This window comes from Actinotalea endophytica, from assembly GCF_025717005.1.
Taxonomy (GTDB): domain Bacteria; phylum Actinomycetota; class Actinomycetes; order Actinomycetales; family Cellulomonadaceae; genus Actinotalea.
This window is the reverse complement of record NZ_JAOVZU010000004.1, coordinates 117,133-139,426: the sequence shown is the minus strand read 5'-3', so window position 1 is coordinate 139,426 and position 22,294 is coordinate 117,133. Positions and strand designations below refer to the sequence as shown.

At 72.2% G+C, this 22,294-nt stretch carries 17 protein-coding genes; 16 read left to right on the top strand and 1 reads right to left on the bottom strand.

Annotated elements, in window-relative coordinates; all coding sequences use genetic code 11:
* Positions 1–8 precede the first annotated feature (8 nt).
* From OEB99_RS08265 to OEB99_RS08225, 9 genes are all read left to right on the top strand, one after another.
* Positions 9–1,310 carry an acetyl-CoA C-acyltransferase gene (locus tag OEB99_RS08265; protein ID WP_263509558.1) on the top strand — a complete coding sequence of 434 codons (1,302 nt, stop codon included), beginning with the start codon at positions 9–11 and terminating at the stop codon, positions 1,308–1,310.
* Between the two features lie 9 nt (positions 1,311–1,319).
* Positions 1,320–2,015 (top strand): CoA transferase subunit A, encoded by a 696-nt coding sequence (locus OEB99_RS08260; RefSeq protein ID WP_263509557.1) that lies wholly within the window; start codon positions 1,320–1,322, stop codon positions 2,013–2,015.
* Positions 2,005–2,697, top strand: a complete 693-nt coding sequence (locus tag OEB99_RS08255) for a 3-oxoacid CoA-transferase subunit B (protein WP_318011396.1) — start codon at positions 2,005–2,007, stop codon at positions 2,695–2,697. Before OEB99_RS08260 ends, OEB99_RS08255 begins: the two co-directional genes overlap by 11 nt.
* Positions 2,694–3,950, top strand: a complete 1,257-nt coding sequence (locus OEB99_RS08250) for an L-lactate MFS transporter (RefSeq protein ID WP_263509556.1) — start codon at positions 2,694–2,696, stop codon at positions 3,948–3,950. The genes OEB99_RS08255 and OEB99_RS08250 overlap by 4 nt, the downstream gene beginning before the upstream one ends.
* A complete protein-coding gene (locus OEB99_RS08245; protein ID WP_263509555.1) occupies positions 3,947–4,987 on the top strand; it encodes a zinc-dependent alcohol dehydrogenase in 1,041 nt (346 codons plus the stop codon). Before OEB99_RS08250 ends, OEB99_RS08245 begins: the two co-directional genes overlap by 4 nt.
* Positions 4,988–5,120: 133 nt before the next feature.
* The gene (locus OEB99_RS08240) at positions 5,121–7,223 is read left to right on the top strand and encodes an oxidoreductase (RefSeq protein ID WP_263509554.1); all 2,103 of its coding nucleotides are present in this window, start codon (positions 5,121–5,123) and stop codon (positions 7,221–7,223) included.
* A gap of 183 nt (positions 7,224–7,406) precedes the next feature.
* On the top strand, positions 7,407–8,369 hold the full coding sequence (locus tag OEB99_RS08235) for a Gfo/Idh/MocA family protein (RefSeq protein ID WP_263509553.1): 963 nt from the start codon (positions 7,407–7,409) through the stop codon (positions 8,367–8,369).
* A gap of 146 nt (positions 8,370–8,515) precedes the next feature.
* A complete protein-coding gene (locus OEB99_RS08230; protein ID WP_263509552.1) occupies positions 8,516–11,452 on the top strand; it encodes a glycosyl hydrolase in 2,937 nt (978 codons plus the stop codon).
* A gap of 3 nt (positions 11,453–11,455) precedes the next feature.
* Positions 11,456–12,001, top strand: a complete 546-nt coding sequence (locus OEB99_RS08225) for a MarR family winged helix-turn-helix transcriptional regulator (protein WP_263509551.1) — start codon at positions 11,456–11,458, stop codon at positions 11,999–12,001.
* Here OEB99_RS08225 and OEB99_RS08220 read toward each other — a convergent pair.
* A complete protein-coding gene (locus OEB99_RS08220; RefSeq protein ID WP_263509550.1) occupies positions 11,998–12,666 on the bottom strand; it encodes a TetR/AcrR family transcriptional regulator in 669 nt (222 codons plus the stop codon). The two genes, OEB99_RS08225 and OEB99_RS08220, sit on opposite strands and share 4 nt — an antisense overlap.
* Before the next feature lie 168 nt (positions 12,667–12,834).
* Between OEB99_RS08220 and OEB99_RS08215 the strand changes: the two genes are divergently transcribed.
* The 7 genes from OEB99_RS08215 (at position 12,835) to OEB99_RS08185 (ending at position 22,107) form a co-directional block, all read left to right on the top strand.
* On the top strand, positions 12,835–13,593 hold the full coding sequence (locus tag OEB99_RS08215; protein ID WP_263509549.1) for a phosphatase PAP2 family protein: 759 nt from the start codon (positions 12,835–12,837) through the stop codon (positions 13,591–13,593).
* A gap of 116 nt (positions 13,594–13,709) precedes the next feature.
* Positions 13,710–14,441 carry a hypothetical protein gene (locus OEB99_RS08210; protein WP_263509548.1) on the top strand — a complete coding sequence of 244 codons (732 nt, stop codon included), beginning with the start codon at positions 13,710–13,712 and terminating at the stop codon, positions 14,439–14,441.
* Positions 14,442–14,584: 143 nt separating this feature from the next.
* Complete coding sequence (locus OEB99_RS08205) at positions 14,585–15,523, top strand: aldo/keto reductase (protein WP_263509547.1); 939 nt, start codon at positions 14,585–14,587, stop codon at positions 15,521–15,523.
* A 598-nt stretch (positions 15,524–16,121) separates the two neighbouring features.
* Positions 16,122–18,104: a S9 family peptidase gene (locus tag OEB99_RS08200; protein ID WP_263509546.1), complete on the top strand. Its 1,983-nt coding sequence runs from the start codon at positions 16,122–16,124 to the stop codon at positions 18,102–18,104.
* A gap of 198 nt (positions 18,105–18,302) precedes the next feature.
* Positions 18,303–19,541 (top strand): CoA transferase, encoded by a 1,239-nt coding sequence (locus tag OEB99_RS08195; protein ID WP_263509545.1) that lies wholly within the window; start codon positions 18,303–18,305, stop codon positions 19,539–19,541.
* Between the two features lie 20 nt (positions 19,542–19,561).
* A complete protein-coding gene (locus OEB99_RS08190) occupies positions 19,562–20,770 on the top strand; it encodes a CoA transferase (RefSeq protein WP_263509544.1) in 1,209 nt (402 codons plus the stop codon).
* 50 nt (positions 20,771–20,820) lie between these two features.
* Complete coding sequence (locus OEB99_RS08185) at positions 20,821–22,107, top strand: MFS transporter (RefSeq protein WP_263509543.1); 1,287 nt, start codon at positions 20,821–20,823, stop codon at positions 22,105–22,107.
* The last annotated feature ends 187 nt before the right edge of the window (positions 22,108–22,294 follow it).

Genomic DNA, 22,294 nt, shown 5'->3' with positions numbered 1-22,294 from the left:
GAACCGAGATGTCCAGCGCACCCACCGACGTCGTCGTCGTCGGGGCAGCCCGAACCCCCAACGGCAGGCTCAAGGGCGGCCTCGCGACCGTCCCCGCGGTCGAGCTCGGCGCGATCGCGATCCGCGCCGCGCTCGAGCGCTCGGGCGTCCCGGCGAGCGCCGTGGGGCCCCGGGGGGTGGGGCGCGGGGGGGGGGGCGGGGGGGGGGCGGCGGCCGCCCAGGCCGCCATCGCCCCCGGCCCCGCGCCCGCGCGCACGGCCGGCCCGGCGAGCGCCGTGCAGCACGTGGTGATGGGCCACGTGCTGCAGGCCGGGCTCGGGCAGTGCACCGCGCGTCAGGCCGCGGTCGCCGCGGGCCTCGGCTGGGACGTGCCCGCGATCAGCGTCAACAAGGTCTGCCTGTCGGGCCTCAGCGCGATCATCGACGCCGCCCGGATGATCCGGGCCGGCGAGGCCGAGGTCGCCGTCGCGGGCGGCATGGAGTCGATGACCAACGCGCCGCACGTGCTGATGGGCTCGCGCTTCGGCTACGGCTTCGGTGACGTCACCGTGGTCGACTCGATGGCCAACGACGGGCTCTCGGACGCGTGGTCGCACGAGGCGATGGGTCTGGACACCGAACGCCGGACCGCGGACTACCCGGCCGACCGCGCCGAGCAGGACGTGATCGCCGCGCGGTCCCACCAGCTCGCAGCGAAGGCGTGGGACGAAGGCGTGTTCGACGCCGAGGTCGTCCCGGTGACCGTCAAGCAGCGCAAGGGCGAGACCGTGGTCGCCCGCGACGAGGGCATCCGCCCGGAGAGCACGACGGAGACGCTCGGCGCCCTGCGCCCGGCGTTCGCCCCCGACGGGTCGATCACTGCCGGCAACGCCTCGACGATCAACGACGGCGGCGCCGCGGTCGTGCTGACCACGCGGGCGCGCGCCGAGGCCGAGGGCTGGACCGTCCTGGCGACGCTGCGTGCGCACGCCCAGGTCGCTGGGCCCTCCCCGGCACTCGCGCCGCAGCCGGGCAACGCGATCCTCGCGGCGCTCAAGGCCGAGGGCTGGTCGGTGGAGGACCTCGATCTGCTGGAGATCAACGAGGCGTTCGCCGCGGTCGCGGTGCACGCCGTGCGCCAGCTCGGCGTGCCGCTGGAGAAGGTCAACGTGCACGGCGGCGCGGTCGCGCTCGGCCACCCGATCGGGCAGTCCGGCGCGCGCCTGGTGGTGCACCTGGCCCACGAGCTGCACCGCCGCGGCGGCGGCCGGGCGGCGGCGGCGCTGTGCGGCGGGACGGGCCAGGGCGACGCCCTGCTGCTCGAGGGCTGAGGAGGAGCCATGACCACCACGACCGACGCACCCGTCACGAGCCACAAGCTGGTCTCGGTGGCGGAGGCGGTGGCCCACGTCGAGTCCGGGATGACCGTGATGATCGGCGGCTTCATGGGGTGCGGGAACCCGCACCAGGTCGTCGAGGCGTTGTGCGCCAAGGGCGTCACCGACCTCACGCTGATCGCGACCGACACGTCGCGGCCCGGCTACGGGGTCGCCAAGCTCGTCGAGCAGCACCGGCTGCGCAAGCTGTACGCGTCGCACGTCGGGCTCAACCCGGCGGTCGCGACGCAGATGAACGCCGGGGAGCTCGAGGTCGAGCTGTGCCCCCAGGGCACGCTGGCCGAGCGGATCCGTGCCGGGGGTGCGGGCCTGGGTGGCGTGCTGACCCCGACCGGGCTGGGTACGCCGGTGGCCGACGGCAAGCCGACGGTCGAGATCGACGGGCGCACGTTCCTGCTGGAGAAGCCGCTGCGCGCCGACGTCGCGCTGATCAGCGGCTACAAGATCGACGTGCTCGGCAACGTCTGGTACCGCGGCACGACCCGCAACTTCAACGTCGTGATGGCCACGGCGGCCGACGTGGTGATCGCCGAGGCGGACCACGTGGTCCCGCTCGGGGCCATCCCGCCGGAGGACGTGGTCACCCCCGGCGTCCTCGTGGACTACATCGTGGAAGGAGGGGTTCCCGGTGGCGACTGACCGTGCACCCGTGCTCGACAAGGCATCCCTGGACAAGGGGACGATCAGGGAGATCATCGCCCGCCGCGTCGCGCGCGAGCTCAAGGACGGCGACTTCGTCAACCTCGGGATCGGTCTGCCGACGATGATCCCCGACTACCTGCCGGACGGCGTGCGCGTGGTCCTCGAGGCCGAGAACGGCATCGTGCTGGCCGGTGGCTGCGGCGCGGGGGAGGAGTCGCCGTACGTGGTGAACGCCGGCGGTCAGCCGGCCTCGTGCCAGGTGGGCGGCGCGTTCATCGACTCGGCCACGTCGTTCGGGCTGATCCGGGGCGGGCACATGGACGCGACCGTGCTCGGCGCGCTCCAGGTCGACCAGGCCGGCAACCTCGCGAACTGGATCATCCCCGGGAAGATGGTGCCCGGGATGGGCGGGGCGATGGACCTCGTGGTCGGCGCCAAGCACGTGATCGTCGCGATGGAGCACACCCAGAAGGGTGCGCCGAAGATCCTGCCGGCGTGCACGCTGCCGCTGACCGCGGTCGCCTGCGTGGACCTGATCGTCACCGAGATGGGTGTCATCGAGGTCACCCCGCACGGGCTCGTGCTCACCGAGATCAACCCGGTGTTCACGGTCGACGAGGTATGCGCCGCCACCGCGGCCGAGCTCACCGTCGCCGAGCCGCTCGGATCGATGCTGTGAGCGCCGCTCCCCAGGCCCCGGCCCAGACGGCGGGGGCGTTCGTCGGCGCGCCGCACCGGTGGCGGGTGCTCGCGGCCTCGGTGCTCATCGTGGTCTGCACCGGTGTCATCTACTCGTTCTCGGTGTTCGCCGGTCCGCTGCAGGCTGCCCACGGCTGGTCGGCCGCCCAGGTCACGCTCGCGTTCTCGGTCAACGGCGCGCTCGCGCCGATCCCGATGGTCGTCGGCGGGGTCCTGCTCGACCGCGGCTGGGCCCGCCCGCTGATGGTCGTCGGCGCGGTGCTGTTCGGCCTCGGTTTCGCGATGAGCGGCGTCGCCTCCACGCCCGGTCAGCTGGTCTGGTGGTACGGCGTGGTCACGGCCTTCGGCCTGGGCTTCTGCTACAGCACCGCGGTGAGCAACACCGTCCGGCTCTTCCCGGACCGCCGGGGTCTCGCGGCCGGCCTGATCACCGCCGGGGTCGGCCTCGGCACGGTGATCGGGGCGCCGGTCGCCAGCGCGGTCATCGCCTCCGCGGGGGTCTCGGCCGCGTTCGTGCGGATGGGTGTGGTGTACGGGGTCGTCGCGTGCGCGGCCGCGCTGTTCGTGCGGTCGGCGCCGGTCGGACCGGCGTCGCCCGACCTCGGGGACAGCGGCGCCACGGACGGGGTGCCGTGGCACCGGATGGTCCGCTCACCGCGGTTCGTCCCGATCTTCGCGGCCTTCGCCACGGTGCTGTTCGGCCCGCTGATGCTGCTCTCGCAGCTCGCCGGGATCGGGCAGAGCACCTGGTACGGCCTGTCCGCGGCCGCGTCCGCGCTGTTCGTCGCGGCGTTCTCGGCGTGCAATGCGCTCGGCGGCCCGGCGTGGGGCGTGGTGGCCGACCGGCGCGGCGCACCGGCCGCCGTCATGCTCATGGCGGCCGTCGGCGCGGTCTCGTTCGCGGTGCTGCTCACGGTCCACTCTCCGCTCGGGTTCGCGATCGGCGTGCTCGGGCTCGGCTCGTGCTTCGGCGGCGCGCTGGGCGTGTTCCCCGCGCTGACCATGGCCACGTTCGGCCCGCGGTACCAGGGCACGAACTACGCGATCATGTTCGTCGCGTACTCGGTCGCGGCCTTCGTCGGCCCCCGGGTGATCGCCGCCCAGAGCCTCGACGGCACCTGGACCGTCGCGTTCGCAGTGGCGCTCGTGATGAGCGCCGCCGGTCTCGGCCTCGCCGCACTGCTGCGGCGCGGCGCGGCCGCTCCCGTCCCGATCGAAGGAGAACCGGCATGAAGTCACTGCAGTACGACGGCGTCGGAGCGGTCGCCCTGGTCGACCGGCCGGTCCCGACCGCGGGCCCGGGCGAGGTGCTCGTCCGGATCAGCCTGTGCGGCATGTGCGGCACCGATGTCCACGCCTACCGCCAGGAGGGGATCCTGTTCCCCGGCACGGTGCTCGGCCACGAGTCGGTCGGGGTCGTCGAGCAGGTCGGCGCAGGCGTGGCCGGCTTCGCGGTGGGGGACCGCGTCGCGATCGGCGCCCCCGGAAGCTGTCCCGAGGGCTGCTACTACTGCCGGATCGGCCGGCCGACGCTGTGCGTCAACGCGTTCGAGCGGACGCCCGGCATCGGTCCCGGCACCCAGGGCGCGTTCGCGGAGTACGTGCTGGCCCGCTACCCGCAGCGCCAGCTGGTGCCGGTCCCGGCCGCGGTGAGCGACGAGCAGGCGGTGCTCTTCGACATCTACTCGACCGCGTGGCACGGCCTGCGGCGCTCGTCGTTCCAGGCCGGGATGAACGTCGCCGTGGTCGGTGCCGGGGCGATCGGGCTGTCGATGGTCCAGCTGCTCCGGGCCGCCGGCGCCGGGCACATCACCGCGGTGAACCGCTCGGCGAAGAAGCGTGAGCTCGCCCTCGCGATGGGCGCCGACCTCGCGCTCAGCCCCACCGAGGAGGACGACCTCGCGGCACGCGTCAAGGACCTGTACGGCGGGCTCGGGGCGGACATCGTCTACGAGTGCGCCGGCAGCGCCGCGACCGTCGGGATCGCGATGCAGCTCGTGCGCTCCGCGGGTGAGGTGATCGTGGTCGGTACCTCGCCCGAGCCGCTGGACACCATCAACGGCATCCAGGTGCAGCTCTTCGAGATCGACCTCAAGGGCTCCTTCGCCTACACCGACGACGAGATCCGCACCGTGTTCCGGTTCATGGAGCGCGGCATGCTGCACACCGACGGCATGCTCGAGCGGATCGTCCCGCTGGCCGAGGCGGACGTGGCGCTCGCCGAGCTCGCCGCGACCAGCCAACCCGTGCGCTGGGCGGTGCGCCCCTGACGGGGCCCGGGCACCGACCTATGCCGAATCGGCAACTCCCCATCCACCGCCGTCGCCCTAGCCTCGAGTCACCGGACGGGTGACCGCCGCGGCCGGCGACGTCGCCGCAATCACGACCTGACCAGAGGTATCGATGACCCCGAGCTACCCCCACCTCGCCCAGCCGATCGACATCGGCTCCGTGACCTCGAAGAACCGGATCATGAAGAACGGCACCGGCTTCTTCTGGGACGACCCGAGCACCGGCGGGTTCATGAACGACCAGTACCTCGACTACTTCGAGGCCCTGGCGAAGGGCGGCGCAGGGCTGATCTCGTCCGCGACCGGACCGCTGATCCGGGACGTCAAGGCCCCGATGCCCGGGTTCAAGGTGGTCTCGGACGAGTACATCCCGGGGTGGCGGAAGTGGGCCGGCGTGGTGCAGAAGCACGGCGCGCTCGCGTTCCACCAGCTGTTCCACCTCGGCCCGATGACGCCGCTGTTCGTCACGGCGCCGCCCGGGATCTCCGCCTCGTCGATCCCGCGCGAGCAGTCGCCGCGGCCGGGCTTCTCGGTGCCGCGTGAGGCGACCGTCGCCGAGATCGAGGACGTCATCGACATGTTCGCCGAGGCCGCGGAGCGGATGAAGCGGGCCGGGCTGGACGGCACCGAGGTCAACGGCGCCTGCAACCACTTCCTGAACAACTTCATGTCGCGGGCGTGGAACAAGCGCGAGGACGAGTACGGCGCCCAGACCCTGGAGAGCCGGATGCGTCCGTTCGTCTCGGTGATCAAGGAGATCAAGCGGCGCAACGGCGCGGACTGGCCGATCATCGCGCTGTTCAACGCGGTCGAGGTCGACCTCGCCGACGGCATCACGATCGAGGAGTCGAAGCTCTTCGCGCAGGAGCTGGTCAAGGCCGGCGCCGATGCGCTCGAGGTGCGCGCCGAGTACTACACATGGGTCGACGACGTGGACCACCGGCAGAGCCTGCACTTCCCGGACGTGTACTTCTACCCGGGGCACGAGGGCCCGGTGAACCCGTACGTGGACGCCAAGGGCAAGGGTGCGGGCGCCAACATCCCGATGGCCGCGGAGATCAAGAAGGTCGTCGACGTGCCGGTGATCACGGTCGGCAGGCTCGACCAGAACATCGGCGAGAAGGCGATCGCGGACGGCAAGATCGACATCATCAGCCTGAACCGCCGGCTGTTCGCCGACCCGGAGCTGCCGCGCAAGGTCTTCGAGGGTCGCACCGAGGACATCAACGTCTGCAACTCGTGCATGACCTGCTTCGACGCGTGCGAGCACTTCCAGCCGGTCAAGTGCCGGGTCAACGCGTCGCTGGGCAAGGAGCGCGAGTACGCGATCACCCCCGCCCCGGTCCGCAAGAAGATCATGGTGATCGGCGGCGGTCCGGCCGGCATGGAGGCCGCGCGGGTCGCGGCGCTGCGCGGTCACGAGGTGCACCTGTACGAGAAGCAGCCGAAGCTCGGCGGGTCGCTGCCGGTCGCCGCGGTGGTCAAGGGCAAGCGCGAGGACCTGCTCGGGACCGCGAGCTACCTGACCACCCAGGTGAAGAAGGCCGGAGTCGAGGTGCACGCCGGGATCACGGCGAGTGCCCGTACCGCCGAGCAGCTCAAGCCCGACGCCATCGTGGTGGCGACCGGCGGTCTGCACGACGTCCCGGACATCCCCGGGATCGGCGGACGGAACGTGCTCACCGCGGAGAAGCTGCAGAGCACGGTCAAGACCATGCTCCGGTTCACCGACGCCGGCGTGGTGCGTGCCCTGTCCGGCCTGCCGGTGGCGAAGAACCTGGTGATCGGCAAGGACGTCGTGATCATGGGAGGCCGTCTGCACGGCTGCCAGACCGCCGAGTTCCTGCTCGAGCAGGGCAAGCGGATCACGATCGTGGACACCGCCTCCGAGGACGAGATCGGTGAGGGCCTGCTCGAGGTCTTCATGAAGCCGTACCTGCTCTACTGGCTCAAGGACCACGGCGTGCGGTTCGTCACCGAGGTCGAGTACGAGTCGGTCGTGCACGACGGCCTGGTGGTCCGGCACAAGGACGGCCGCAAGGAGCTGCTCGCGGCGGACACCGTGGTCACGGCGCTGCCGCTCAAGCCGAACACCGCGATCCAGAAGGCGCTGGCCGGCAAGGCACCCGAGGTGTACACGATCGGCGACGCCGGGGACCCCAAGCTGATCGTCGACGCGATCGCGGCCGGCGCGAAGGTCGCCCGCGAGATCTGAGGAACGCCGCACACCGAGCAGCGCTGCCCTCCGTTCAGCCTGGTCTGTTCAGCGCGCTCGCCCGTCACCGCCCCTGGTCGCGCCCTCGACCGCGGGCGGTGACGTGCGTCTGGGAGCATCGGACCGATGGCGCGGCGAGCGCGCCGCCGAGCGGGCCGCGGACGCGGCGGGAAAGGCGCGGGCATGAAGCTGGCCGTGGTCGGGACCGGGATGATCGTGCGGGACTTCCTGCCGGTCGCGAGTGACGTTCCCGGGATGGTGCTGCGCGCGATCGTCGGGCGGGCGAGCTCGCGCGAGACCGTGGAGGAGCTGCGCGAACGGCACGGGATCGAGCGGGCCTACCTCGACCTCGACGAGTGCCTCGCCGACCCCGAGGTGGACACGGTCTGGGTCGCGCTGCCGAACGCGTTGCACGCGCAGACCGCGCGCCGTGCGCTCCTCGCCGGCAAGCACGTCATCTGCGAGAAGCCGTTCGTGCTCCACCTCGACGAGCTCGACGAGCTGCAGGCCCTGGCGACCGAGCGTGACCTCGTGCTCGTCGAGGCGATCACGAACCAGTACCTGGCGAACTACCGCGCGATCGCGGAACGCCTGCCCGAGCTCGGCCGCCTGCGGCTCGTGCAGAGCGTCTACTCGCAGTACTCCTCCCGCTACGACGCCTTCCGGGCCGGTCAGGTGCTGCCGTCGTTCGACCCGGCGGTCGGCGGTGGGGCGCTGTGGGACCTCGGCATCTACCCGCTGCACCTCGTGGTCGGGCTGCTCGGTCGGCCCCGCTCGGTGCGCTACACCGCGAACGTCGAGCGCGGCGTGGACACGTCCGGGGTCGTGGTCCTGGAGTACGACGGCTGCACCGCCGTGTGCGTGTGCGCCAAGGACTCCGCGGGGCACAGCCTGACCACGATCCAGGGCGAGGACGGCACGATCGTCATGGACGGTGCCCCGAACATCTGCGGCGGGTTCGACGTGCGGCTGCGCGGCGGGCCGGCCGAGCGGGTCGACCGGACCGTGCACGAGCACCGCATGGTCGAGGAGTTCCGGGCCTTCGAGCGGATGATCCGCGAGCGCGACGTCGCCGAGCGTGACCGTCGGCTGGACCACAGCCGGCTGGTGCTCGAGGTCGCGATCGAGGCGCGGGCGTCGCTCTGACGCGTGCCCGACCACGGTGCGGCCCGACGGCGAGGTCTTGCGGTCGGCGAGCCCGACGGGTATTTTCCTGCGTGAAACATCGATGGAACGTTTCAGCGTCGACCCGTTCCGCATGACGGCCACGCGCCGCGGTTCGAAGGAGAACCATGTCCCAGCTCGACGAGCACCTCCCGCACCTGCGCAAGCCCCCGATCGAGTACCGCCCCGAGCTGCGCTGGTGGCTCGCCGAGGGGCTGCACACGGACGCCACGCTCCGCGCCGAGATCGAGGCGGCACACCGGCTCGGGTTCGGCGGCATGGAGTTCCTCGCGATGGACGAGGAGGCGATCGACCACAGCCGGTACGGGTGGGGGTCGGAGGAGTGGGTGCACGACTCCGGGATCGTGGTCGAGGAGACCACGGCCAGGAACATGTCGGTGAGCTTCACCTCGGGCACCAACTGGTCGAACGCCAACCTGCCGACCATCGACCCGGACCACCCCGCGGCCGCGCAGGAGCTCAACTACGTCGTCGAGCACGTGCAGCGCGGCTCGGGTCGGCGCGGCGCGCTACCCCGGGTCGACCTGCTCGAGGACCGGGTGTCCAGCCAGCTGCCCGGGCACCGGGTCCCGCCGACGCAGCAGCATCTCGTCGCGGTCCTGGCCGCGCCGGTCGTCTCCGCCGAGGCGGAGCCGGTCGTCCTCGACGTCGAGGGCATCGTCGACCTGACCGGCGAGGTGGTCGGCGAGGCGCTCGACTGGGAGCCGACCGACGACCGCTCGTGGCAGCTGCTGGTGTTCTGGTCGCACGGCACCGGCCAGACCGCGTCGCCGTCGGTGAGCGTGAACTACACGGTCAACTACCTCGAGCGTGCCGGTGTGGACGCGGTGATCGACTACTGGCGCGGCACGGTGCTCACCCCCGAGCTGCGGGAGCAGATCGCCCGCAACCCGCGCGCGCAGATGTACATGGACTCCCTCGAGCTCACCACGTGGGGCGCCGGCGGGATGTTCTGGGGGCCGTCGGTGGCGCAGGAGTTCCGCACCCGGCGCGGCTACGACATCGCGCCGTGGCTGCCGTTCCTGACCCGTGAGGTCATGCTGATGGCCTCGGCCACGGCCTACCGCTACGAGCCGGACGACGCGCACGCCGGCGTGGTCGCGAAGGTCCGGCACGACTACGTGCAGACCCTCACCGATCTCTACATCGAGAACATGCTGCGACCGTTCGCCGCGTTCCTGCACGAGAACGGCATCCTGCTGCGGTCCGAGATCAGCTACGGGCTGCCGTTCGAGCTCACCCGTCCTGGCCCCGAGGTCGACGGCATCGAGACCGAGTCGCTGGAGTTCGCCGCGCAGATCGACGCCTACCGACTGCTGGCCGGCCCGGCCCACCTGTTCGGCAAGCAGTACTCGTCCGAGACCGGTGCGACCACCCGCAACCACATGCTCGACCACCGCTTCTACGACCAGATCATCGCGACCCAGCTCGCCGCCGGGGTGACCAAGACGGTGCTGCACGGCTGGGCGAGCACCGCGGGTGCCGAGGGCGTGACCCACTGGCCGGGCCACGAGGGCATGTGGCCGATGTTCTCCGAGCGGTTCGACCTTCGCCAGCCCGCGAGCGAGTTCTACCCGCTGTGGAACGACGCGATCGGCCGGTTCCAGTACCTGCTGCGTCAGGGCCGGCCGCGGATCGACGTCGGGATCCTGCGCACCGACCACTTCGTCGACAACATGCTCGGCATGAGCCTGGTCGAGGCGGACGGGACCCGGGTCGCCGACGAGGACGCGTACGCCCACTGGTGGATGCGCAACCGGGAGAACCCGTGGTGGCAGGACCTCGGCATGCAGGACGCCGGATGGAGCTACGAGTTCTTCGACGGCAGCCTGCTGCTGCGGGACGAGGTGGGCTTCGGCGAGGGAGTCGTGCAGCCCGGCGGTCCCGGCTACCAGGCGCTGATCGTCTACCAGGAGGCGCTCGACGCCGACGTCGCGGCGCGCCTGCTGCAGTGGGCGCGGCAGGGGTTGCGGGTGCTGCTGGTGAACGGAGCGCGCGAGCTCAAGCTGTTCATGGCGAGGCTGCACACCACTCACGAGCGCGCCGCCGCGCGCACCCCCGGTCTGGACGGGCGTGATGCCGAGCTCGTCGCGACGATGGCCGCGCTGCGTGCCCTGCCCGTCGTGGCGGAGGTGGACGACCCGGCCGACACCGTGTCCGCGCTGCGCGGCCTCGGCGTCACCGGGCGGGCGGAGTTCGTCGCCGAGAACCGCAACGTCCTCACCTACCTGCGCGAGGACGGCGACCTGGTGCACCTGTACGCCTACCACTTCCTCTACGAGTCCGGTGAGCCGACGACCGTGGAGGTCGCACTACCAGGCAAGGGCCTGGTGTCGCGGGTCGACCCATGGAGCGGTGCGGTCAGTGCCCACGGCGGCGTGCGGTCCGAGGGCGGCCGCACGGTCGTCGCCCTGACGCTCGCGCCGGGGGAGACCGCCCTGGTGACGTTGGACCGCTCGACCGGGGCGGTCGAGTCGGCTCCGGTCGAGGCTGTCGAGCTCGCGCGCCTGGACCGGTGGGAGATCCGGGTCGAGAGCTGGGACGCGGGCGAGCCCGAGGTCGTCACCGAGGACCGCGGGCTCGGCTACGTGACCTGCGAGGTCCACCCGACGACGGCGGTGACCGACCTCGCGGCGTCCACCGACGAGCTCGCCCCGTGGTCCGCGCTGCCCGGCGTCGGCCCCGAGGTCTCCGGCGTCGGCGAGTACCGATCGGCGTTCGACCTGGACGCCCGGCCCGAGGGGCGTGTCGTGCTGGACCTCGGCTCCACCTGCGGCGGTCTGGGCTCCGTCGTGGTGAACGACGCGCCGGCCCGCGGCTTCGACACGTCCCGCCCGGTGGTCGACGTCACCGACGCGGTCCGCGCCGGCCGCAACGAGGTGACGATCCGGGTCTCGAGCTCGCTCAACAACCGGCTGATCGCGCGCGGCTACTACGACGCGATCCCGGACATCCTCCTGGAGCTCGCCGGCCGGCAGGGCGTGCATGCCACGCGGGTGCGCGAGCACGGGCTGGTCGGCCCGGTGCGCGTGCTCGGGGGGTGAGCCGTGCCGCGACCGCCCGACGACGCTCTCGCGCGACCTGACGACGTCGACCTCTCGGCCGTCGCCGGGGCCGACCCGGACGGCCTCGTCGGGCTGGTCGAGCGGCTGATCCGGGTGGCCAACTCGGACGCCTACCGGCGCGGCCTGATGACCGCCGTCGACTTCCCGAGCACCGACATCCCGACCTTCCTGGCGCTCAACCAGCTGGCCCTGCACGGCGCGCTGCGGCCGACGGTCCTCGCCGAGCGACTGGAGACCGGCCGGCCGAACGTCACCAAGATCGTGCAGCGGCTGGAGGCCCTGGGCCTCGTCGTCCGGCTCGCGGCACCCGCCGACTCCCGCGGCGTCCTGGTGGCGCTCACCGCCGAGGGGCGGGCGATCGCCGAGCGCGTGGTCGAGATCGACGAGCGTGTGGTCGCGGGCGCCTCGGCCGCCTGGTCCGCCGACGAGGTCGAGGCGTTCCGGCAGCTGCTGGCGCGGTACGTGGCGGGCGCCGAGACCTTCGATCCCTGGGTGGAGACAGGCCCCCCGGGATCGGGCTCGACCTAGGCCGGGTCGTCCGACTCGTCCGACCCGAGCCCGTCCGGAGCGGTCCCGCCCTGGGTGAGCCCGAACGCGTCCCGGAGCGTCCGGGCCAGCAGGTCCGGCACATCGATCTCGCCCGGGTGGAGCGCGTCGTAGACCTGGAGGCCCTCCCACGTCGCGACCACGAGCGCGGCGTGCGCGGCCGGGTCGAGGCCGTCGTCGCGGGCCACGCCGGCGTCGCGCTGCTGCTCGATCATCCGGCCGATCAGTCCGACCACGGTCTCGTGGCGCTCCTGCAGCACGCGGCGCGCCGGGTGGTCCGCCGAGCCCGCCTCGGCCGTCAGGGTCGAGAGCAGCTGGACCAGGCCGGGTGCTGCAGCGTTGTGCGCCGCCGTGGCCACGAGGCCGTCGAGCATGGCGTCGGCGGACATCTCGGTCGGGGGAGTCGGCGGGGCGTTCTGGGTGTCGTACCACTCGATCACCGCCAGCAGGAGCGCGGTCTTCGTGCCGAAGTGGTGCAGCAGGGTCGAGTGGTCGACATCGGCCTCGCGGGCGATGCTCCGCAGCGACGCGCCGTAGAACCCCTTCTGCGCGAACGCCTCGGCCGCGCGCGCGACGATCGCGCGCTTGGTCGCGCGGCCGGTGGCGTAGCCGTCGGCGCGCGAGGCGGGCTGCGGTCGGTCTGGCACCCCCGAATCCTCTCAGCACGGCGCCGTTCGAATACTAACCAACTGGTGGAGATTCGTGTAGCCTCGCCGGCGGAAACGAAGAGCTGCTCGGCGAGGCGCAGCGCGGCGAGCCCACCGTGACTCACGTACTGCTCCGGACCGGCCTGCGGTCCTGAGGAGGAACGTCACATGACATCGACACCCGATGCCGCCCTCGCGCGTCCCGACGTGTCGCCGGTGCGGTCCGACACCCGCCGCCCCCGCGCGATCCTGTGGTGGGCGCTCGGGCTGACCGCCGCGTTCGTGGCCATGGGCCTCGCCGTCGCGGTCGACCCCGGGCACCCCTTCACTCAGGGGATCGACGACGCGTGGCGAGCGCTCGTGGGTGTGTCGCCCGAGAGTGCGGCGTACACCGGGCCGCTGCCGATGTTCTTCCAGGCGCTCGGTGAGGCCCCGGGTGCGTTGTTCATGGTCGTCCTGCTGCCGGCCGGGCTGGCCATCGTCGGCCGATGGCGGTCGGCGCTGTTCTTCGTCGCGGCCTGCATGGCCGGCATGGGCGTGTACTCGCAGGTGATGAAGAACCTCGTCGACCGACCGCGCCCGGCCGCCGACGGGGCCCTGGGGCTGTTCGGTCCGCTCTTCGACGTCGACCACGGCTCCTTCCCGTCCGGGCACGCGGTGTCCGCCGGGGTGCTGGTGATCGGTGTGCTCGCGCTGATCCCCGCGGCGCATCGCACGGCGCGCACCCTGTGGGGGGTCCTCGGCGGGCTGATCGTGCTCGGCATGATCTGGCAGCGCACGCTGATCAACGCCCACTGGCTGTCCGATGCCGTGTTCGGCGCCGTCGCCGGAGCGGCTGCGGCCCTGCTGATGACGTGGGCGTTCTGGCCGTGGCTCCGCGAGGACCACGGACGCCCGGTCCGGTTCCGGCGCACCGGTACCGCGTGACAGGCATCGGCGTGGATCCACAGCACCACATCAGGTATCTGGCAGGCCCTGCATATACCCGGAACGCAACCTCCTTCTGATTCCGGCGACATTCGCCGGGGAAATTGGAGGAGCTCATGTCCAAGCGACGCGCCGGCCTGGCGGTCGGCACTGCTGCCGCTGCCGCGGCGATCACCCTGGGCGGGGCCAGCCTTGCGTTGGCCCAGACCGACAGCCCGTCCGCGGCCGTCACGGCCTCGTCGGACGCCGCTGCCGACGGCTCGACCGACAGCTCGACCGACGGGACACGCCCCGAGCGAGGTGCCTCGCAGGACACCGCGGTGACCGGTGACGAGGCGGACAAGGTGATCGCCGCGGTGCAGGCGCAGGATGCCGACGCGCAGATCACCGAGGTCCGGCAGGACCCGGACGGGTCGTACGACGCGATCGGGACCTCCGGCAGTGAGCCGGTGTTCTACGACGTGTCGGCCGACCTGGCGACCGTGACCGCCCGCACCGGCGGTGGCGGCCACGGCGACGGTGGCCCGGGCGCCTCGCAGGACACCGCGGTGACCGGTGACGAGGCGGACAAGGTGATCGCGGCGGTGCAGGCGCAGGATGCCGACGCGCAGATCACCGAGGTGCGGCAGGACCCGGACGGGTCGTACGACGCGATCGGGACCTCCGGCGGTGAGCCGGTGTTCTACGACGTGTCGGCCGACCTGGCGACCGTGACCGCGCACACCGGTGGCGGTGGACACGGCGACGGCGGCCCCGGCCGCGGTGGCCACGGGCCGGGCTCGACCGACGACGGCTCGACCGACAGCGGCTCGAGCACCGACGGCGGGGTCTCCAGCGGCAACGCCTGAGCAGCAACGGCGGGGGCGGCGGCCGACCGGCCGCCGCCCTTCGCGGTCCCACGGCGAGTCGGGCGTCGTCCTGCGCCAGGACGCGTGCCAGATCGGCCGAGGTGGGGCGCGCCCGGGGGCGGACCGGGGCAGGATGGTCCCCGATGACCTCACGACTCGGGCTCGGCCTGGCCGCGATCGGCCGGCCGGCGTACATCACCGTCGGTCGTGACGCGGACCTCGGCGGGCAGCGCTCGCCGGCCGAGCTGGAGGCCCGCACGCACGAGCTGCTCGACGCCGCCTACGCCGCGGGGATCCGTTACGTCGACGTCGCCCGCTCCTACGGCCGTGCCGAGGAGTTCGCCGCGCACTGGTTGGCGGCCCGTGGCCACCGGGACGTCGAGGTCGGGTCGAAGTGGGGGTACCGGTACGTCGGCGACTGGGACATGGCCGCGCAGGTCCACGAGATCAAGGACCACTCCGTCGCCGCGTTCCGCGAGCAGTGGCCGCTGACCCGTGACCTGCTCGGCAGCAACCTCGGCAGATACCTGGTGCACTCCGCGACGCTCGACTCCGGTGCCCTCGCGGACCCCGGGCTGCACCGCGCGCTCGCGGCGGTGCGCGACGAGGGCGTCCGGGTCGGCATCTCGACCTCCGGCCCGCACCAGTCGGACGCGGTGCGCGCCGCGCTGGACGTCGAGGTCGACGGCGCTCCGCTGTTCACCGCGTTCCAGGTGACCTGGAACCTGCTCGAGCCGTCGGTCGGCGCGGCCGCCGCCGAGGCCGCCGCGGCCGGGGCGCAGGTCGTGGTCAAGGAGTCGGTCGCGAACGGGCGGCTGGTCGGTGCCGGTGAGCGTGCACCGCATGCGGCGTCGGTCGCGCGGCGGGCCGGGATCGAGCTGGACCGGCTCGCGATCGCCGCGGCGCTCGCCCGACCGTGGGCGTGGCGGGTGCTGTCCGGGGCGGCCACGCCGGAGCAGCTGGCCTCCCACGTGGCCGCGGCCGGGCTCGCACCCGACGGCGCCCTGATCGCCGAGGCGCTGGGCGGGGCCGAGCCCGCCGGGGACTACTGGGCGGCGCGGTCGGCGCGTCCCTGGACCTGAGCCGTCGGACCCGAGGCTCGTCCCTGGCATCGAGCGGATGGGGTCGAGCACCCGCCGCGCTGGGTGCGTCCGTTCAGGGTGATCAGCCGGCAACAAGCCGAGCGGGCGGCCGCCCGACGACCTTGCCCGGAGGTGCCGGTCTCACGTGCGAGACCAGTGCACCCCGGGACCTGGCGCCCACCCTGTGCAGGCGCGTTCGCGCAGACCGGCGAGGCGCCGAGGCGCGGCCTGCACCGTTCGCGCGTAGAGGTAGGGGCTATTCGCCGAGGTAGGGGCTCCGTGCCCAGCTAGGGGCTCCGTGCCCAGGTAGGGGCTCCGTGCCCAGGTAGGGGCTCTTCGTGCCCAGGTAGGGGCTTCGTGCCCAGGTAGGGGCTTCGTGCCCAGGTAGGGGTGTCTGCGCCCCTGTCTCGGCCGCAAGCCCCTGTCTCGGCCGCGAGCCTCTGTCTCGGCCGCGAGCCCCTGTCTCGAGCTCGAGGCTGACCTCGCGGACCACCGCCCTGCGCGGCGTCGGGCTGGTGTCCGGCAACCACGCCGACGTGACGGCCGAGCTCCCCGTCGATGCCCGCCCGCGCGTCGCGAAGGCGTAACGTGCCGAGCCGTGAACCCTGACGACCTCCCGCTCCTGCACACGCCCGGCACCCCTGCGATCTCCCCGGACGGCACCACCGTCGTGGTCTCCGTCGTCCACCCCGACCTCGACGCGGACGAGTACGTCGGCCACCTCTGGCGGGTGCCTGTGGACGGCTCGGCGCCGGCCCGGCGCTTCACCCGCGGGCATCGGGACACCGCGCCGGTGTGGTCGCCGGACGGGCGGTGGATCGCCTTCCTGCGCGCGCCGGCCAAGGGCAAGCCTCAGCTGCACGTGGTGGAGGCCTCGGGCGGCGAGGCCGTGCGGCTGACCGACGCCCCGCTCGGGGTGGCGGAGGCGCAGTGGTCGCCGGACAGCCGCCGCCTGGTCTACGTCGCCCGGGTCCCTGACGAGGGCCGCTACGTGTCCGACGGTGACCCGTCGGCCGAGGCCCCCCGGCACATCACCGAGTTCCAGTACCGCTCCGACGGCGTCGGCTTCACGCGGGACCGCCGCCGGCACCTGTTCGTGGTGGACCTGCCCGACGGCCTGGACCGCGGCGCGCCGATCGCCGCGCCGCCGACGCCGCGCCGGATCACCGAGGGCGACCGCGACGTCACCGCGCCGCGCTGGCTGCCGGACGGCCGGCACGTGGTCGCGGTCGCTGCCGTGCACGCGGGGCGGGAGAACGACCTGCGCTCCGACGCGGTCCTCGTCGACGTCGACACCGCGGCCGAGCCGCGACCCCTGACCGATGCGGGCTCCGGGTCGACCCTGGGCGTGGTCGCGGTGCAGCCGGGTGCCGACGCGGTGTGGTTGCTCGCCCAGGACCTCGGCCCGGACGGGCTCGCGTTCGTCGCCGCCCAGACCGCGCTCTACCGGCTCGAGCTGTCCGGTGCGGGTGAGCCCGGCCCGCTTCGCCGGATCACCGACCCGGAGGTGACGGACCTGGCCCCGGGCGTGCTCGCGCTGCACGGCGACGACGTGCTCGTCGCGGACCAGCGCCGCGGGGACGTCGTGCTGCTGGCCGTGCCGGCCGACGGCGCGTCCGAGCCGCGCGTGCTGGTCGACGGCCCGGCGGTGGTCATGGGGGCGGTGGCCGCGCCGGGTGTGGTCGCCGCGTCGGTGGCCGGCCCGGCGACCGCCGGAGAGGTGGTCGCGATCGTCGACGGTGCGTCCACGGCGCTCACCGACCTGTCCGCGCCGCTGCGCGACCGGCTCCGCATCCCGCGCACGGTCACGGCGACCGCTCCGGACGGCTACCCGGTGCACGGCTGGCTGACCCTCCCGGACGCCGAGACCTTCGGGCCGGGGCCCTACCCGACGTTGCTGATGATCCACGGCGGTCCGTTCGCGCAGTACACGTCGGCGGTGTTCGACGAGGTCCAGGTGGCGGTCGGGGCCGGCTACGCGGTGGTGCACGGCAACCCGCGGGGTTCGGCCGGGTACGGGGCCGAGCACGGCCGCGCGATCCGGGGTGCCTTCGGAACCGTCGACGCCGACGACGTGCTCGCGCTGCTCGACGCCGTGCTGGACGCGGACGACGCACCGCTGGACGCGGAGCGGGTCGGGGTGATGGGTGGTTCCTACGGTGGCTACCTGACGGCGTGGCTCACCACGCGCACGCACCGGTTCGCGGGGGCGATCGTCGAGCGCGGCTTCCTCGACCCGGTCAGCTTCGTCGGCTCGAGCGACATCGGGTGGTTCTTCGGGCTGGAGTACCTCGGGGACTCCGGCAGCGAGGACGGTGCCGCGGCGGTCGCGGCGCAGTCGCCGATGGCGCACGTGGCCGAGGTCCGAACCCCGACCCTGGTGATCCACTCCGAGCAGGACTGGCGGTGCCCGGTGGAGCAGGGGCAGCGCTGGTTCGTCGAGCTCAAGCGTCGCGGCGTGCCCGCCGAGCTGCTGCTGTTCCCGGGGGAGGGACACGAGCTGAGTCGATCCGGCCGGCCGAGCCACCGACGGGCGCGGTTCGAGCACGTGCTGCGCTGGTGGGGGCAGCAGCTCGCCTGAGAAGGTCCCCTTCCGAGCCATTTCTTCAATGTCATGGGTCGGGAGGACCCAGGTCCCACTAAACCGGTTTTCCTCTCGCTAGCCTCTTTCTCGGATCCACCGAGCAGTAGCCACGACCACCCCGGGTCGTGGTTCACCATGTCGCGTGCCGTGCCGGCCGGCGCTGGCGCGCGCCTGCGTTCCGAGAGGTGGCATCCGTTGACCACGACCCGTCCCGACTTCGGCCTCCTGCCCGACCTGCGGGTGGTGATGATCGGCCAGTCGGTCGCCGCACCGTTCGCCGGTCAGCTGTACGCCGAGCACGGGGCGGACGTCATCTGGATCGAGAACCCCAAGGCGATCGACTCCTCCCGCGTCGCACGACGCTCGGGCGCCTGGCAGCAGGACCGGCGCAACATGCGCAGCCTGTCCATGAACTACCTCGAGCCGGACGGTCGTGAGGTGTTCCTGCGTCTGATGGAGACGACCGACGTTCTCGTCGAGGCCTCGGTGGGCGGGCGGTTCCGTTCACTCGGGCTCTCCGACGAGGTGCTGTGGGAGCGCAACCCTCGGCTCGTCATCGCCCACATCTCGGGCTTCGGGCAGACCGGCGACCCTGCCTACGTCTCCCGCGCGAGCTACGACCCGATCGCCCAGGCCTTCGGCTGCGCGATGCGGATGAACGGGGTGCCCGGCCTGCCCTCGATGCCGGCGATGCCGTTCCCGGCCGACTACGCCGCCGCGATGTACGCCTTCGGCATGGCCAACGCGGCGCTCGTCCGGCGGGGCACGACCGGGCGTGGCGAGAGCATCGACATCGCGCAGTTCGAGCTGATGATGCGGATGCAGGCGAACTACCCGACCGACTACCTGCGCTACGGGTTGGACTACGTGCGCGAGGGCAGCCACAGCCGGATCTGCGCCGTGTACGGCACCTATGCGTGCGCGGACGGTGAGGAGGTCTACCTCCTCGTGCTCGGCGCCGGTGTGGTGCGCCGCACCCTCGCGGTCCTCGGCCTGGAGTACGGCAGCGAGCTGTTCCCCGAGGGCGCGACGTTCGTGCCCGTCGACACCCCCGCCGCCGAGGTCCTCGAGACCCGGTTCGCCGAGTGGATCGCGACGCGCACCGCCGCCCAGGTCGAGGAGGAGCTCGCCTCCGCCGGGGTGCCGTGCTCGCGACTGATGGACTACGAGGCCGCCCGCACCCACCCGCACTACGTGGCGCGCGGCGTGCTCACCGAGTGGACCGCCGCGGACGGCGCGACCCCGATCCCCGGGGTCAAGGTCGTGCCCGAGGTCGCCGGGCGCCCTGGTCAGGTGTGGCGCGGTGCGCCCACCGTGGGCATGGACAACGACGACGTGCTCGCCGAGCTGGGCGTCGCCGACGACGTCCGGGACCGCATGTACGCGGCCGGTCACCTGACCCGGCGCGACTACGAAGAGACCACCGGCGCCTGAGCCGGTCCGAGGAGGAACAGATGAAGGACGTCGACGGCAACGGGTTCGGGAACCTGCAGAACCTCAAGGTGATCAACGCCGCGTCGGTGATCGCCGGCCCGTTCCTGTGCGAGCTCTTCGCCGAGCAGGGCGCGGACGTGATCCAGCTCGAGAGCCCCAAGGTGCAGGACATGTACCGCCTGTGGCCGCAGTCCTGGTCCATGGAGCGGCGCAACCAGCGCTCCATGGCGCTGAACATCCCCACACCCGAGGGCAAGGAGGTCCTGTTCCGGCTGATCAAGGACGCCGACCTGCTCGTCGAGTCCGGCCGCGGCGGGACGTGGGCGAAGTGGGGCCTGACCGACGAGGTGCTGTGGGAGGTCAACCCCGCACTCGTGATCGTGCACGTCTCCGGCTTCGGGCAGACCGGCGACCCGTCCTACCTGCGCCGTGCGTCGTTCGACTCGATCGGCCAGGCGTTCAGCGGCTACATGGCGATCAACGGCTTCCCCGACCCACTCCCGCCCTACGTCACCAAGCCCTACATGGGCGACTTCCTCACCGGGCTGTTCGGTGCCTGGGCGGCCCTGGCCGGCGTCATCCGGGCCCGCGAGACCGGCGAGGGCGAGAGCATCGACCTGGCCCAGTTCGAGTCGCTCGTGCGCGTCCAGGCCTCGTACCTGACCGACGGCCTCAACAAGGGCAAGCAGGCGCCGCGGATGGGCAACCTGGACACCGTCGGCGCGTGCAAGGGCACGCAGCCGTGCAAGGACGGATGGGTCTTCATCGCCGTCGGCGGGGCCGGCGCCGTGCGTGCCATGGTCGAGCTCTTCGGCCTCGGTGACGACCCCGACTTCGACGGGCCGATCCAGTCGATCACCCGGGACAAGCCCGAGCGGGCCCGCAAGTTCACCGAGAAGCTCGACGCCTTCTGCGAGGAGCGCACGGTCGCCGAGGTCGAGGAGATCCTCGCTCCGCTCGGCGTCGCGATCAGCCCGATCATGGACTACGCGCGGATGCAGGAGAACTCGCACTACCGGGCGAGAGGCGTCTTCGAGACCTGGACCGACCTGCAGTCCGGCGAGGAGATCACGGGGGCCACTCCCGTGCCCCGGTTCGCCAAGCGCCCCAGCAAGACGGTCCGGGGCGGCGCGCCCTACGGCTTCGACACCACGTCCGTCCTTGCTGAGCACGGCTTCACCGACGAGGAGGTCGCTGATCTGACTGCCAAGGGAGTTCTCGGCTCCTGACGGAGCACCACGTTTCGCCATTTCACTGCGAGATCAAGGGGTCAACCACCGTGACAACCAAGCAATCGAAGGGGTCGAGCTACGCCTGGCTCATCCTCGTGGCCTGCATCGGGTTCTACGCCCTGCCGGTCGGCATCATCGGCAACACCTCGGGCATCTTCATCAAGCCGGTCATGGACGAGTTCGGCTGGACCCGGACCGAGGCCACCCTGTACATGACGCTCCAGCCGTGGGTCGGCGCGCTGTTCACGCCGCTCGCGGGCAAGCTGATGGCCAAGTACAACCCGCGCTGGCTGCTCACCGCGTCGGTGCTGGTCTACGGCCTCGCGACGATCTGGACCGCCTACGCGGACCAGCCGTGGCAGTGGGCGGCCTACGGCGTGATCTACGGCATCAGCTGCGCGTTCTTCATGTTCCTCGCGGCGCCGACGCTGATCAGCGCCTGGTTCGCCAAGGGCGCGGGCCTCGCGATGGGCATCGCAGGTGGCGTCCTGTCGGGTACCGCGGCGCTCGCGAGCCCGATCGGCCAGAGCCTGATCGCCAACCACGGCTGGCAGTACGCGCGTCTGTGGATGGGTGTCGTCATGACGATCTTCGCGACGCTGCTCACGGTCATCTTCGTCCGGAAGTCGCCCGCCTCGATGGGCGTGCTGCCCTGGGGCGCCGAGACGGTCGCCAAGACCACTGACGGAGCGACGGCGACGGTCGTCGAGGAGGGTGCCACCCTCGGCCAGGCGAAGAAGTCGCCCGCGTTCTACCTGCTCATGCTCGTCGGCGGCCTGTTCGTCATGGGCGCGGCGTTCTTCCAGCAGATCCCGTCGTACGCCGCCAACGGCGACCTCGGCGCGACGGCCGGTGCCATGGCCGTGTCGATCATCATGATCGGCTCGATGGTCGGCAAGTTCCTGCTCGGCTGGCTGAGCGACCTGCTGGGCACCAAGACCACCGGCATCATCGCCGGCGTCGCGGGCGCCGCGGGTCTGACCCTCGCGTTCCAGGCGGGCTCGAACACCGGGATGTTCTACCTCGGCATGGGCCTGTTCGGCATCGCGTTCGCGGCGCTGACGATCGTCACCCCGATGCTCGCCCGCCAGGCGTTCGGCACGATGCACTACTCCGAGGTCTACTCCTGGGTCTCCACGTCGATCCTGGTGTTCTCCGGCCTCGCGGCCCTGGTCTACGCGCAGATCTACGACATCACCGGATCCCTCAGCCCCGCGTTCATCCTGGTCATCGTGTTCTACCTGGTCATCGCGCTCGCGGTGCCCTACATCGCCTCTGCCGGCCCCAAGGTCTGGAAGACCTCGACGGCCAAGCAGGAGGAGCTCGTCGGCTGAGGCCGACGAGGGGACCCCTTCCCGGTCCCCGTTCGGGCGCCCACGAGCGCCCCAGCCGGTCGGCCCGTCGCTCGGGCGGGCCGACCGGCCCCGAACCGCTGCTCCGCTGACCGGCCGTTCCTCGGGACAGCCGGTCACCGGGACCGCGATTCCCCCGACCTACCGAATCCCTACCCCGTCATGTCCG